This is a genomic window from Frankia sp. CoBUL1 (assembly GCF_978021245.1).
The window spans coordinates 1-14,261 of the sequence record NZ_CDXDOS010000076.1; the positions used below are offsets into that span (position 1 = coordinate 1).

10 protein-coding genes are annotated in these 14,261 nt (G+C 70.2%); all 10 read right to left on the minus strand.

Features of this window, described 5'->3' with window-relative positions:
• Positions 1-162: 162 nt before the first annotated feature.
• The 10 genes from AC08OX_RS08215 to AC08OX_RS08260 all read right to left on the minus strand — a co-directional run bounded on the left by AC08OX_RS08215 (position 163) and on the right by AC08OX_RS08260 (position 14,055).
• Positions 163-801, minus strand: coding sequence for a GNAT family N-acetyltransferase (locus AC08OX_RS08215; protein WP_476607258.1), 639 nt, complete (start codon positions 799-801; stop codon positions 163-165).
• Between the two features lie 177 nt (positions 802-978).
• A complete protein-coding gene (locus AC08OX_RS08220; RefSeq protein ID WP_476607259.1) occupies positions 979-2,241 on the minus strand; it encodes an N-acetylmuramoyl-L-alanine amidase in 1,263 nt (420 codons plus the stop codon).
• 363 nt (positions 2,242-2,604) lie between these two features.
• Positions 2,605-2,931 carry a thioredoxin gene (gene trxA, locus AC08OX_RS08225; RefSeq protein WP_476607260.1) on the minus strand — a complete coding sequence of 109 codons (327 nt, stop codon included), beginning with the start codon at positions 2,929-2,931 and terminating at the stop codon, positions 2,605-2,607.
• 178 nt (positions 2,932-3,109) lie between these two features.
• Positions 3,110-4,156 (minus strand): thioredoxin-disulfide reductase, encoded by a 1,047-nt coding sequence (trxB, locus tag AC08OX_RS08230; RefSeq protein WP_023839960.1) that lies wholly within the window; start codon positions 4,154-4,156, stop codon positions 3,110-3,112.
• Between the two features lie 219 nt (positions 4,157-4,375).
• Positions 4,376-4,963 (minus strand): hypothetical protein, encoded by a 588-nt coding sequence (locus AC08OX_RS08235; RefSeq protein WP_476607261.1) that lies wholly within the window; start codon positions 4,961-4,963, stop codon positions 4,376-4,378.
• 863 nt (positions 4,964-5,826) lie between these two features.
• Positions 5,827-6,027 carry a hypothetical protein gene (locus tag AC08OX_RS08240; protein ID WP_476607262.1) on the minus strand — a complete coding sequence of 67 codons (201 nt, stop codon included), beginning with the start codon at positions 6,025-6,027 and terminating at the stop codon, positions 5,827-5,829.
• Between the two features lie 100 nt (positions 6,028-6,127).
• Entirely contained in the window at positions 6,128-8,170 is a 2,043-nt protein-coding gene (locus AC08OX_RS08245) for a protein kinase family protein (RefSeq protein WP_476607263.1), read from the minus strand.
• A gap of 403 nt (positions 8,171-8,573) precedes the next feature.
• Complete coding sequence (gene murJ, locus AC08OX_RS08250) at positions 8,574-10,322, minus strand: murein biosynthesis integral membrane protein MurJ (RefSeq protein ID WP_476607264.1); 1,749 nt, start codon at positions 10,320-10,322, stop codon at positions 8,574-8,576.
• Between the two features lie 884 nt (positions 10,323-11,206).
• Entirely contained in the window at positions 11,207-13,834 is a 2,628-nt protein-coding gene (locus tag AC08OX_RS08255; protein ID WP_476607265.1) for a DUF6049 family protein, read from the minus strand.
• Between the two features lie 71 nt (positions 13,835-13,905).
• Positions 13,906-14,055, minus strand: a complete 150-nt coding sequence (locus AC08OX_RS08260; protein ID WP_476607266.1) for a hypothetical protein — start codon at positions 14,053-14,055, stop codon at positions 13,906-13,908.
• Positions 14,056-14,261 lie beyond the last annotated feature (206 nt).

Genomic DNA, 14,261 nt, shown 5'->3' on the forward strand with positions numbered 1-14,261 from the left:
CGTCCGGCCCGGGGTTCGCTCGGGGTTCTCTGGGCTTCTTGAGCCGGACGCGGATCGCGCGGTCCCGGGGCTGTGCCGGACTCCCCCGGGTGGCCGCGCGCATGTCTGCCGATTGCCCGCCGAGTTCCGGGCCATCGCCGTGCTCAGGCCAGATCGTGGTGCTCAGGCCAGATTGCCGGCCTGGCTGACCTTGCGCAGCATGCCCTCCGGCGTCATCGATCCCAGCAGACGTTCCAGGGCGACCTCGACGTCCTCTCGCCAGCTCACCGCGTTCTTCACCTCAAGCCGCAGCCGCGGCCATCGATGATGGGGCCGGACCGTCTTGAAACCGACCGCGAGGAGATAGTCGGCGGGCAGGATGCAGCGGGTGCCCGAGTTCTGGAGGTCACCGAACGCTTCCACCGCCTTGAAGCCGCGGCGGATGACGTCCTTGGCGACGGACTGGACCAGGATCCGCCCCAGCCCCTGTCCGGTGAACTCATCGACGATCGACGCTGTCATGAGCAGCACCGCGTCCGGTGAGACCGGGCTGGTGGGAAAGGCCACCGATCGAGGCACGTAGGCCGGCGGAGCGAACATCACGAATCCGGCCGGGACGTTGTCGATATAGGCGATCTTTCCGCAACTTCCCCATTCCAGGAGGGCCAGGGAAACCCACGCCTCCTTCTCGAGGTCGGTGCCGCCAGCCTCCTCCGCGCGGCTCCGGGCCACCGGATCGAGCTCCCAGAAGACGCAGCGGCGGCAGGGTAGCGGGAGATCGTCGATGTTGTCCAGGGTGATGTTCGCGATGCGACGGCTCATCGAAAAGGCGCTCCATGGGTCGACTACCGGGCCTCCGGCAGCCGAGGTCAACGTCGACGGATGCGGAGGCTGTCACGGAATCAGCCTAGGCTGCCGAGCATGAATCTTCCCCATCGACGCACCGGCCTCGTTTCACGTGAAACGTCAGCCTTGTCGGTGGAATGCCTCGGTGGCCGGTCAGGTGCGGCCGGCGAGGCGGGGGACGTGAAGCTGGCCCGTCGGCGCGTCCTGCTCGGGTGGGAGAAAGAGTCGTTGGGCCGCGGCGAGCACCGCCTCGGCGACGGTTGCCCGGAACGCGGTGGAGCCAAGGGCCTTGGCGTCATGTTCGTTTGTCAGATATCCGAGGTCGAGCCGTACGGCCGGCATCCGGGTCCGCCGAAGCAGGCTCCAGACCTTCGGATGGGTGCGGCAGTCCAGCATGTCGGTCCGGGAGACGATCTCGCGGTGGACGAGCTGGGCGAAGCGCTCACCCACGGCGGACGACCCGCGCGCGTTGCCGTAGTAGTAGGCCGACACCCCCTGGGCGCGCGGGGATGGACTGCTGTCGGCGTGCAGCGAGATCAGGAGATCCGCTTCGAGTTCGTTCGCCCGCGAGGCCCGCTCCTCCTCGCTGGGGGACTCGTCCAGGCCGTGGATGAGGTGCGCCCGCAGGCCCGAGTCGAGTAGCCGCGTGGACATCCGAGCGGCGAGGTCGGCCATGAGATCCCGTTCGCACAGGTTGCCGCGGACGATGCCCGGATCGTCGCCACCGTGGCCGGGATCGATGGCGACGACGACCCCGAGCAGCGAGGAGCCGTGGGCCAACAGCCGGACGGACTCCCGCAGCATGTCAGGCCGGCCACCAGTGACCGTGCGCTGCAGGCGTTTGAGCTCGCGCAGGGTGTGTGGCCCGCATTGGCCGTCCGGATCGAGACCCCGGTTGCGCTGGAAGTCGCGGACCGCGGACTCGGTGCGTGGCCCGAAGATCCCATCCGTGCGGCCGACGTCGAAACCCATGTTGAACAGGCGTTCCTGGAGCGCCGCCACGTCATCGCCGACAAAAGGGTACGCGGGGCTGTGGTAGAGCAGACGGTCGCCGAGCTTGTGGCGTGCCTCCTCCAAGGCACGCGCCGTGTCCGGACCGAGTATCCCGTCGGCGGACAGCCCCCGGCTCTGCTGAAAGGCGCGCAGCGCGTTGTCGAGATCTCGGTCGAACCGATCGGCAGGCTCGGCCGGAACACCGCCGAGAGTACCGTCGACAGCCGGGACCCGCGTGTCCTGGGACGGGTCCGCGGCGGAGGTAACACCTCTATCCGGGGCGCTCTTACCTGGGTCACCCTTACCTGGGCCGGCCGGATCCCGGCTCTGCCGGGGCGTCACGGGAAGAAAACCAAGATAGGTCAGGGCTGCCCGAACCTCGGCGACGGCGGAACCTTGGTCTCCCAGACGCAGCAGCTTCACCGATGCATACCTTTCAGCTCGCCTGCCCAACGTGCCCCTGGCGAAACCCGGTGCCCCTGGCGAAACCCGATGGTCGGGGCCACCGCGTCGACGAATGATGCGCCGACGGCCGATTGCTGAATCTCAAGCCTAGGGCATGCCCGTGCGGTCTCGACCGGCCGCGAACCGGATCCTCCAGTATTGACCATGCGTGACCGGGCCGCCGTGATACTCCCCCGATGCTCGTGACGGCGGGAGAAAGTTCCCGGTCCGCACGTGGTATCCGGTTGTCGTGGGCGAACCGGCGCGGACCGGTCCGGGAACGATGTCGGCCCGCCGGGATCACACCCGGCGGGCCGACGGTGGAACGACCGCGTGACGAGATCAGATGTAGGCCGAGAGGTCACGCAGCAGGGCGGCCTTCGGCTTCGCGCCGACGATGATCTTGTCGATCACACCCTTGACGAACACAGCCATGGTCGGGATCGACATGATCTGGTAGTTCCGGGCGGTCTCCGGGTTCTCGTCGATGTTCAGCTTGACGACCCGGAGCTTCTCGCCATGCTCTTTAGCGATCTCCTCCAAGACGGGTGCGACCATCTTGCAAGGGCCGCACCACTCGGCCCAGAAGTCCACCAGGACCGGTTTGTCGCTCTCCAGCACCTCGGTCACGAAGGTGCTGTCGGTCACGGGGGTGATGGAACCTGCCATGTTGTTCTCCCTGATGGATGATCTTTTGGTGGACGGGTAGGCGATCAACAGGCCGGTGGTGGCCCGCGGACGGTGCCCGAATGGCTTTCGGATAGCCGGGTCGGGCAGGCCTGCTCCGGCGCCGCCTGATCGGCTGCCCGGACAGATGCCCGGACAGATGCCCGGACAGATGCCCGGATCAGGCGGGTTGCGGCGTCGGGGTCACGACCCGGGGAGCCACGGTGGTCACCTCGCCCGGACCCTCCCCGGCGGCGATGAAGCGCTCCGCGTCGAGCGCGGCGGCGCAGCCCGTGCCGGCCGCGGTGATGGCCTGGCGGTAGGTGTGGTCGACCACGTCGCCACAGGCGAAGACCCCGTCCAGGTTCGTCTTCGTGGTCGGGTGCGCGACCGAGATGTAGCCGGCGTCGTCGAGGTCGAGCTGACCACGGACGAGTTCGGTACGCGGAAGGTGACCGATAGCGACGAACAGCCCGGTGACCGGAAGATCCTTCGCCTCGCCGGTGACGGTGTCGCGCAGCCGGACGCCGGTGAGCTTGTCCGCGCCCAGGAGCTCGGTGACCTCGGCGTTCCACCGGAACCGGATCTTCTCGTTGGCGAAGGCCCGCTCCTGCATGATCGCACTGGCCCGGAGTTTGTCCCGTCGGTGGATCACCGTCACCGAGCGGGCGAAGCGGGTCAGGAAGGTCGCCTCCTCCATCGCCGAGTCGCCCCCGCCAACCACCGCGATGTCCTGATCCCGGAAGAAGAAGCCGTCGCAGGTCGCACAGGCGGAGACCCCGCGGCCGAGCAACCGCTCCTCGTGCTCGACGCCGAGCATGCGGTAGGCCGAACCGGTGGCGACGATGACCGTGCGGGCGAGGTAGGTCCTGTCCTCGATCTTGACGACCTTTGGGTTCGCCGCGAGGTCGAGCTCGGTGACGTCGTCGGCCACCAGCTCGGCTCCGAACCGCTCCGCCTGCCGTCGCAGGTTCTCCATCAGCTCCGGACCCTGGATGCCGTCCGGAAACCCAGGAAAGTTCTCCACCTCGGTGGTGTTCATGAGCGCTCCGCCGGCCGATACCGCGCCCTCGAACACGAGTGGCCGTAGGTTGGCCCGGGCGGTGTAGACAGCGGCCGTGTACCCTGCCGGGCCCGAACCGACGATGACGACATCGCGTATGTCGTCATCGCCGTCGGGCTGGCTGCTGCGGCCGGTGACATCCTGGCCGTCCTCCTGGGCTGTCACACCCGCTCCTTTCACGCTACGGGATCCCTGTGAGCCGGGTGGGCCCTCGCCGGTACCTGTCGCCCCGGCTTCATCCGAGTTCCTCGTTTATCGGTCCGTCCATGGAGATGGTGTCCGACAGCGACAACCGTCTCCGCGGGCATCTGATTCCATCCGCGCCCGCCACCGGTGCGCGCCACGGCCGGGCTCCCGGCCCCCGCGATGCGTCCAACCCCCACCTCAATGCCGCAGCGTGGACACGCTGTACCACGGCGCGGTGGAGACGGTGGTGACGCCGCAGTGGGCGTCGACGACCAGCACCCTGGCCACCGCCGGTTGCATGGGCACGGAGAGCACGATCAACAGCGCCGGCTGGTCGTTGTAGACGACGCGGTCGACAGCGAGGATTGTGCCACCCGTCTGCGCCGTCAGGCTCTGGTAGCACGGACGCAGGTCAGGGGTGTCCAGCACCGAGCGCAACCGGTCGACGTCCACCGTCGCAGGGGTCGTCGTGCGGCCGGCCGCCGCGGGCGCGGACGGCACGAGCGGCAGCGCCGCGGACCCCGGGATCCGGCCGGCCAGCAGTTCCCGGCCGTGCCGCACGACGTCCGAGGGAGCGACGCTCGTCTGCGAGAGCGCCATCACGGTAAGGGGAACGGAGCTGGCGGAGCCGTATTCGGCCACCACCGAGCCGCCGGTCGGGCCGGAGCTGTCCACGGGGTTGGACACCGCCACCCTGTGATCGACGTTGGCGCTCCGCAGACCGTGGTACACGAAGATCGCCGCCCCGAAGGTGATGAAGGCGATGCAGACCGCCACGAGGGACACCCAGTCCCGTCGGGGGCGCGCACCTGGCGTACCTGGAGTACCCGGCCTACCTGGAGTACCCGGCGCATCCGGACGGTTCCGCGGATCCCGGTGCCAGGCCGGCTGGCGGTCTGCGAGCCCAGCCCCCGCCTGACCTCGGCCGGGTCGCCTTGGCCCGTTGCCACTCGCCGCCCGCCCACCGGTGCCTACGGCACCGGCACGCCCCGTGTCATCCCCCGTATCGGTGTGGACGGCCGCGGTATCCCCCATGAGGGGTTCCGTGCCGGTGACCCCGGCGGCTCCCGCGGTGCCGACGAAGCCGGAGCTCGCGGGCCCCGGACCGGTCGGCGTGGCTGGGTTCCGGCCCGGTCCCGGCCGAGAGGGAGCAGGTGCGTGGGCCGCCAGCGTAGCCTGGAGGCGTTCGGCCACCTCGCCGGGCATCGTCAGGGTCGCCAGGCGGGAGAGGTCCGTACGGACCCTGCGCAGAGCGACCATCGACTCCTGGCATGAGACGCAGCCCTCGATATGCTCGCGGACGGAGCGGGGGAGCGGCTCTCCGTCCGTGAAGGCGTCCAGCAGCTCGGCGTCCGGGTGATGCCCGTGCGTGCGGAAGCGGCGACCCGCCGGGAAGGGACCGGAGGGAGCCGCCGGTTGACGTCGGTCCCCCGCAGGCTCAGTCGCCATTGCTGATCACCTCCTTCGGCAGATCCGGATGGCGTCGGCCGCGGCCGACTGGCCGACCTCGGGTAACGGGCTGCCGCCCCGGTGAGCCCGCCGCATCCTGGTGTCTTCCTTCTGAGACGGCGGGCGAAGCCGCCGGGTTCCCTGGCCAGGGGGATCCAGCAGGACGGCGAGCTGCGCGCGGCCGTGCGAGCGCCGGCTTTTCACCGTCCCGACCGGAACTCCCAGCAGTCCCGCCGTCTCGGCGACGGGTCCCCTGCCACGTCCACCAGCACCACGGCGGTCCGCAACCCGGGCGTCAGCCAGTCCAGCGCGTCCTCGACGCCCAGGGGCGGGTCATGCTCGGCGACGCACTCGCCGGGATCGGCCGGATCACGAATATGGCCTTTCGGGGTAGTCGTCATGGGCAGCGTCGGGCGGGCGGTACGGCGGCGCGGTCCAGCTCGGCGTCGGGGCGGTCACCAGGACCTCGGCGGGTGGACCGGGACTCTCACCGTCCTCCCGTCAGGACCGGAACGTGATCTCCGCGATCGACCCGCGGTACTGCCCGGCGTTCGACGGCAGCGAGGTCAGCCACAGCACCCAGTACTGCGAGGGGTTCACGTCCGACGACATCGGCAGGACCACCGTGCCGCTGGCGCCTGACTTCTGGGCGACCACGCGGTCGAAGCCGTCGAGTGAATCCGGCAGCCTGTCGCCGCTGCGCAGCTCGAACGACACCGGACCCAGGCTGCCGACCGTCACGGTGACCGAGGTGGGCAGGATCTTCTGCGGAAACGCCATGCGCAGTCCGACACCCGGCTTGAGGTTGCCGAACGTCGCGCTGGTGTAGTTGCTCGTCGTCCACTCCGTCGACGTGTTCCCGTCGAATGCCTTGCCGACATCCGCCGGTTTCTCGGTTTTGGGTTCACCCGCAGGTGCGAGCGGGTCGAAGGAGTCCGTGCTGCTCGGCTTGAGGATGGTTCCGGTGGGGGTTGCCGGCACCGTGGTCGAGGTGCCGGGTTTGGGGGTGTTGTTCTTTCCGCCGTCGTCACGCAGGGCGATCACGGCGACCACCGCGATCGCGACGACCACCACCAGGGCGATCCACGGCACGGCCCGTCCCAGCGACGGCCCGCCGCGGCGCTTCGGACCGGAACCAGGCGGGTAGCGGTCGGATCCCGCCGGGTAACCGCCACCCCCGGCGGGATAGCCGCGGTCGTCGTATCCGCTGCGGTCGTCGTATCCACTGCGGTCGTCGTATCCGCCGCGGTCGTCGTATCCACTGCGGTCGTCGTATCCGCCGCGGCCGTAGCCGGTCCCGCCAGCGCGCGACCCGCGGGGGCCTGCCACCTGGGTGTCGTACCGGGCGTACCGGGCGTGGGCGGGGTAGCCGGCCGTGTCGGCATAGCGGCCCTGCGCCGGGGAATTACCCGGCGCGAGGTAGTCCGAGGAGGCGAAGGCGTCCACATCCATCGCCTCGGTGCTGGGCGGGGCGTCGCTGAGGCTCATCAACCCGGTGTCGAGCACGGCGTCCACCGGGTTGATCGACTCCAGCTCCTCAACCAGGTCGGCCGCCGTGGTGATGGGCGCTCCGACCCGATCGTCGCCGAGGGTGGCCATGGTGATGGCGTCGAGATCACGCGGAACTGACGAGGCGACCTGTCGGGGAGTCCGCAGCCGGCCGCCCGAGGTGGGTGCGGTGGGCAGACCGCGGTCCCCGCCAAGGGGCCAGTAACCGGTGAGCCCGGCATACAGCAGGCCACCGAGCGCCCGGACGTCGGCTGCGGCGATCAGGTCGGGATTCACCGCCGTGGCGTCGGAGCCGCCGCCCGCGCGGTCGGCCGTGCCTGGGCCGGAACCGTCGTCCCCGCCGATCCCACTCTGGTCGGGCTGCCTGCCGTGCCCGTCGAGCTCCGTCGCGGGGAGGGAACCGTCGAGTTCCGCGAGCACCCCGCCGATCTCCAGGTCGATGACCTTGACGGTGCCGTGGCTGGAGACGATGACGTCACCGGGGTTCAGGTCACCGTGATGGATGCCGCGCTCGTGTGCCGCGGCGATGACTCGGGCCGCGGCGAGCACCACGGCGCCGGCCTGCTCCGGGCGTAGCGGCCCGTCGGTGGAAAGCTGACGCAGCGTTTTGCCGTCCACCCATTCCGAGACGACGTAGGAGATGCGTCGGGACTCGGCCGTGGTAGTGGTGGCATCGTAGGTCGAGGCGGCCCCGGGATGCACCAGCCGACCGGAGTTGATCGCCGCGGTGAGAAGCCGACGGGCCGCCTGCTCCTGCTCCGGATCCGTGGCCGGCCCGCCGCCGCCCGCGGACGCGGGGCCGTGCTCGACGATGCGCACCGCCACCGGTCGGGCGAGCACCTTGTCGTCGCCTCGCCAGAGGGTGACAGGCCCACGGGTCGTCAATGCGGAGAGCAGACGGTAGCGGCGGTCGAGCACGGACTCGGCGAGGATGGCGGTGCCGGAGGGCGGCGTCGCACCCCGGACTCCGGGCGCGTTCGGGTTCACGTCGTTATCGACGTCCCCGGCCTGCGGTCGGTTGCTTCCGTCGACCACAGCGCCTCCGTCGTCCACGGGCCCGGCGTCCACAATCCGCCGTCGGCTTCCCTACCTCACCCGGGCAGGGGTTCCGCCCAGTGTGCCGCCACCGTAGGCGGACACCCGGGTACCCTCCGTCGCTCTGACCAGCCGCCTCGATGAACGAAGCGACGAGCGGGAGGCTGCGCCTGGTTCACCGGCGACGTTGGGTGGGGCCCGCGCACAGCGTGTCCAGTGTACGAGGAGGTCAGGAGGATCTCGCGAATGTCTTGGGACAACCCGCCCATGTGTACCGACTGTGACGATCGGCGAGCCGGTTCTTCCGGTGACGTGCGAGGATGCCCCGAGAGCAACGACGACAAGGATCTTCCTGGTGCCGGCGGGATCGTCTCGGCTGGCCCGTAGGTGCCATCACCGCCGGTCAGTCGCGTTGCGATGACCGTCCCGGCGGTCGGGGCAGCCGGCCGCCGAGTCGTCCGTTCACCTCCGCCAGCAGGGCGTTGATCTCGTGTATCCCCGTCCGGGTGCCGACCGCGAGGAAGAGCCCGCCTCCCACGGCCGCGGCGAGCACCACCGCGATCCCGGAACCAAGCCACCCCTCACCCACGACCGCGCGGACACCTCGGGCGAGCAGCGACGCGAGGACGGCGCCGATCCCGGCCGAGATCGCGACCCGGGTGATGACCCGCACGGTGCGATTGCCATCGATTCCCCCGAGCCGCCGGTGCAACAGGGCGCTCGTCGCAGCGAGGCCCATCAGGTAGGCGGTGGCGAAGGAGAGCGCCAGCGCGACGGCCCGGTGCTCCTCGGGCACGACCACGGTGAGGACCAGGGCACCGATGACGTTCACCGCCACGACCCCGATGTTGACCAGTGCCGGGGTGCGACTGTCCTGGTAGGCGTAGAACACCCGTAGCTGCACCTGGAACAGGGAGAACGGCACGAGGGCCAGGGCGAAGGCGCTGAGGGTGTCGCCGATGTCCACAGCGTCGCCGTAGCCGGTCGCGCCGTGATGGAACACGGCGACGGCGATCGGCCGACCCAGGGCGAGGATGAACAGGGCTGCGGGCACGATCGCGGTGATCGTGATCCGGGTCGCCATCGAGATGTCGGCCCGCACCAGGTCGCTGCGCCCCTGGGCGGCGTGCCCGCTCATCCTCGGCAACAGCGCGGTGATGACCGAGACGCCGATGATGGCGTACGGGAGCTGGAAGATCTGGTATCCGTACGTGTAGATCGTATAGGCGGTCGTCGCCGTCGACAGGTTGACGATCACCAGATAGCCGGCCTGGCTGATCACGACGAACAGCAGCGTCCACCCCGCCAGCCGGGCCGTCGAGCGCAGTTCGGGATGCCGCATGTCCAACCGCGGCCGGTAGTGGAAACCGACCTTGCGCAGCGAGGGGAGCAGCGCGAGGGTCATGACGACGACGCCCAGCGTCGTCCCGGCGCAGAGCACCGTCACCTGGGTGCCGGTGATGGCCTTCGGCCCGTCCACACCCGGCGGGCGCGGCCCCGCGATGAAATAGGTGAAGCCCAGACAGGTGACGATGACCAGCAGATTGTTCAGGATCGGGGCGAACATGGGCGCGGTGAACGACTGTCTGACGTTGAGGATCGCCCCGATCGTCGCGCCTACCCCGTAGAAGACGATCTGCGGCAGGAACCACCGCAGCATCGTGGCGGCGAGCGCCCGCTCGTCGGAGCCGGCGTGCAGGTAGAGACTGATGATCCACGGGGCGATCAGCATGCCCACTGCCACGACGGCCCCGAGGCCGAGGATCATGAGTGTGAGCAGCGACGACGCGAACGCGTCCCCCCCGTCGGGATCCTCCTTCGCGGTGCGGACCATGACCGGCACCACGACGCTCGTGAGGACGCCGCCGAGGAGCAGGTCGTAGAGGATGTTCGGCGTGGTGTTGGCGACGTTGTAGGCCTGGCTCACCGCACCGGTCCCGATCGCCGTGGCGATCGCGACGGTCCGCAGGAACCCGGATGCCCGGGAGACGATCGTGCCGATCGCCATGGTTCCACTGGCCCGGCCGAGGCCGGGCCCGGCCTCGGCCGGCCTGCCGGCCTGCATGGTTGCGCTGTCGCGCGGCGCCGTGCCGGTGTCTCGTCGGGCCGGTTCGGGGGGGATGCGGCGGACGTTGCTGCGAGGAAGTGCCACCGTCGGCCTGGACTCGCTCAAGGACGGCCGACGGCGCTCGTCGCCGTCACGACGGGAACGGTCTGCTCGGGTGCGTCGCTCCGGACGCGCCGCAGGCTCTGGGCGGTCTGGGCGGTCTGGGGCGTCCCGCCATGAGGATCGTCCGATGGGGATGACAGGGCCGACCCCGGGCGGGGTCGGCAGCCGGCTCGTCCGCCCGTCGTCCAGCGGCGGGGTGCCGCGTTGCGATCGTTCCGGTACGCGTGGCCCCGGCGGGGGACCTCCTTCCGACGGAGGCGGCACATGGGGAGGCGGCGGTGGTGGGCCCGATGTGGCGGGAAGCTTCCGGGTCTGCTCGCCGGCGGTCATGCGCGGAGCGCCGGGAGCGGGGCGGCGGTCTGCGGATCGCGGATACCGCTTGTCGCGGGAGCTCGCGGGATCGTCATAGCGCGGGTCCGGGTGGCGCGGGCCGCCGTCGTAGGGCGCGCCGTCGTACCGCGGGTCGCCCTGCCGCCGGTCTTCATGGCGTGGCGCGTCGAACCGTGGCGCGTTGAACCGTGGCGCGTTGAACCGTGGCGCGCCACGGCGTCCGTCCGGGTCGACAGGGTGCTCCCGTTCCGGATGGTCCCGTTTCGGATGGTCCCGTTCGGAGTGCTGGGGCCGGCGCGCGAGTCCCCGGTCCGGATCTGGCTGCTCCGGACGGGTCTGCCAGGGATAACCGGGATACGACTGGTCCGGGGGGAACCGGGCCGGGCGTTCGGTTGCCGGGTAGCCGTCCTCGTCGCAGTACCCGACATCGGGTGGGTCCCGGTCCGACGGTCCACCGCCGGTACCGCGATCACGCCGGGGGTCGGTAGCACCCCTGCGATGCCGGGCCCCAGACCGGCCCTCCTCCTCGACCGGCGTCATGGGCCGCTCCGTCGCCGTCGGAAGGGAGTTGTGGCCGCCGAGTCGCCGGTGTCCTCCTGGCTGTCGAGGCCGTGGCGAAGGGTGTCTCGGTCCTGGTCGTCATAGCGCCGGACGGCCGTCCGTACCACCGGCGTCGTCGTAGTCGAGGTGGCGGCTTCGCGCTCGTCGTCGCCACTATGCCGGGTCGAGACCGAGGCTGCGGGAGTGAGCGGACCGGTGGGGGTGACCGGATCGACCTGGTTCACCTGGTCCACCGGGTAGAGCGGGGCAGTCGGCCCGGTCGTAGCCTCGTGCGGACCCGCCGGTCTACCCAGGTCGTCCTCGGCCCCACGCAGGCGGGCCCGTAGCCGTCGCGCCAGGCGGATGATGACCGCCAGGAGCAGCACGCCGATGGCACCGATGGTGATCGCGGTCGCGATGGCGCCGTAGACGGTGGACCGGACGAGAACCCGGTTCGGTGGTTCCTTGGACAGCGCCTGCCCGTCGAGGTTGAGTTTGCGGATCTCGAGGGGAAACGTTCCCGCACCTTCGGCCTCCATCCCGATCTCGACCTGAGCCTTCTGCCCTGGGGGAAGGCGGAGTGTCTGCCGGGCTGGCGAGCGCAGCCGGGACCGGTTGGTCGAAGAGAAGGCGAGCACCACAGTGACCTCGTATTGGGTGTTGTTCTCCAAGGTGATCGGGACCAGCCCACGTTTGCTCGTCAGGTTGACGCTGCGGGAGGCCACCACCTGGATTCCGTTGCGGATCGCGGACGCCTCCCCGTCCACCTGCTGGCTCAACGACACACCGTCAACCCTGCGGTCTCCCCGCCACGCGGCGGAGGCCGCCGTGACAAGCGCGTTCTTCATCGGGTTGATGAGCTGCAGCTGGCACCTGGGACCGCGCCTGGGCGGGCACAGCACGGGGCTCAGGGCCTGCACCTCGTCGAGGACGTCCTCGACGGCGGTGAGGTAGTTGGCCGGCAGTTCGCGGGCCTGTGCCTCGGCCGGGTAGACGAGCCGGCCCGGCCGGTCGACCGGGCGGCCCTGGCCCCCGGCACCTGCGTCGAGTCCCACCGAGGTGGAGTAGCCGCTGGTGAGGGTGTCGAGTACCGACCGTGCCCAGTCGCTCGGCGGATCCCAGTCCCGGGGCAGCGCCAGGACCTGGAACCGTTGCTCGGGTCGTTCGGCGGTGATCATGCCGAGTTCGGCCCGCAGGCGTGCCAGGGCCGTCCCGAAGTCGGGACCGTCGGGCAGCCCGGTGTAGGCGGTTGCGATCCTGGTGAGCCGGCGGTCGGCCGCGAGCGCCTGGATCGGTCCGGCCGAGGTGGCGAGGCTGACGGTCGCTGACGGGGTATAGGTGATCTTCGTCGTGGGGGGTAGCAGCTGGTCATCGAGGATCACAGTCCCGACCTCCAGCTGGCGCAGTACGTCCACGGTGGTGGCGTCCGCCGACCCGTCGGCGGGGTATGCGATGGTGCCCTTCTGTAGGGGGGCACGCCCCAACAGTTGGGCCAGCACAACTTCGCCAGTCTTGACGGCGTACTTCATCGTGTCCAGCTTCCGGGCGTGGACGAGCGCGGTCAGATCGGCATCCCCGTAGGGCAGCGCGAACACCATGCCTCCGTGCTCGGCGAAGCGCACGATGTCGGAGAGAAAAAGGGCCGCATCGGCGTTCGTCTGCGCATGAACGGGCCCGCCCGGGGTGGCGTAGTCGTAGCCGCCCGGCTGCGCCATGATGGTCAGCGCCTGCACCAGGGTCGGATCGACGGCGAGCGTGACCGGCGGCGCGGCGGCGGTCAGCAGCCGGGACAGCCGGCCGCCCGGCTTCACCTCGTCCGCGAGCGCGTTGTCGGTCAGCCGGCCGTCCGAGCGCAGGCGCGGCTGATCTGCGATCGGCAGGACCGCGGCGATCGGCGTCCTCGGCTGCTGCGGATTCGGCGCCCAGACCAGGAAGGTGTAGGCCGCGCCGATCGGTGCCGCGGCGCGGCCCCCGACGGAGCCGGTAATCCGTAGCTGGATCGGGTACACCCCCAGGCTCGGCGGCAGGTCCAGCGCGGCGCGATCGGCGGCGATCCGGAAGGGCACGGGCGCGGCACCCTGGGTGGGCGGGGCGGCCAGCGGCTGGGTGCCGTCGCCGTTCGCGAGGACCACCTGGCGGTAGCTGCGTGTTCTCGCCGTGGCCGGGTCATCGGTCAGGGTGGCCAGCTGCCCGCGTGAGGTCACCCTGGCGCCTATCCACAGGCTCATGGAGAGGTGGGCCAGCGGCTCCCCGACCGTGGTGATGAGCTGGCCGCTGACGGAGAGCATGGTCGAGCCCCCCGGGGTGGGGGGACTTACCTCATCCAGATCGATCGTCACCGGGTTCGGCGAACCACCGGGCCTGGCTGCCGTGTCACTCGGAGTGATAGATGGCAAATTATTCGATTTATCGGTGGATGAAGATGCGGAAGATCGTGGTGTTCTTGTAGATGAACCGTGGTGGGTAACCGGTTCGACGAGGACTCCCCCGGCCGACGCGGGGGCCGAAGCCGAAGCCGAGGCCGCGCAGACCCCGGGCACGGCCACGGCGAACAGGGCCAGCGCCGCGAGCATCGCCGCCCAACGAGGTCCACGACGGCGCCGCCCGGGTCCCTTCTCACGCATCGTCACAGCCTGTCCCACTCATCCGAACAGCCTGTCCCACTCATCCGAAGTCTGTTGATGCGGTCCTGTGGTCATGCGGTCGTAGTCAGCAGGGTGGGCACCTCGTGGATCAGGCGGCGTTCGTCGGCGTACGCGAGGCTGCCGGTCACCTGGGTCAACAGCGCCCGCTCCGCCGCCCGGCGCAACGGCGCGCGACCGGTGGTGGAGGTCGGCGGCGGCATGGGTTGATCGTACGAGCCCCCCGGCGACCAGCCGGCCCGCCTGTCCGGAACGCCGGGGTTACGGCTTGATTCCGCTAGCCCTGTCTTCCGCACATGGGGTTTCGATGCGTTGACCGGCCCGGCTGTCGATCATGGTGGTCGGGTGGGGTCGACGCCGAGGATGTCGAGGAGGTGCTGGTGTAGGGCCGAGGGGCGGGGGATGTAGG

What these genes read in the sequence shown, in the direction of transcription:
- AC08OX_RS08240 (WP_476607262.1), bottom strand. Translation starts at nt 6,027, where the DNA reads ATGACGACTACCCCGAAAGGCCATATTCGTGATCCGGCCGATCCCGGC.
- AC08OX_RS08215 (WP_476607258.1), bottom strand. Translation starts at nt 801, where the DNA reads ATGAGCCGTCGCATCGCGAACATCACCCTGGACAACATCGACGATCTC.
- AC08OX_RS08260 (WP_476607266.1), bottom strand. Translation starts at nt 14,055, where the DNA reads ATGCCGCCGCCGACCTCCACCACCGGTCGCGCGCCGTTGCGCCGGGCG.
- AC08OX_RS08255 (WP_476607265.1), bottom strand. Translation starts at nt 13,834, where the DNA reads ATGCGTGAGAAGGGACCCGGGCGGCGCCGTCGTGGACCTCGTTGGGCG.
- trxA (WP_476607260.1), bottom strand. Translation starts at nt 2,931, where the DNA reads ATGGCAGGTTCCATCACCCCCGTGACCGACAGCACCTTCGTGACCGAG.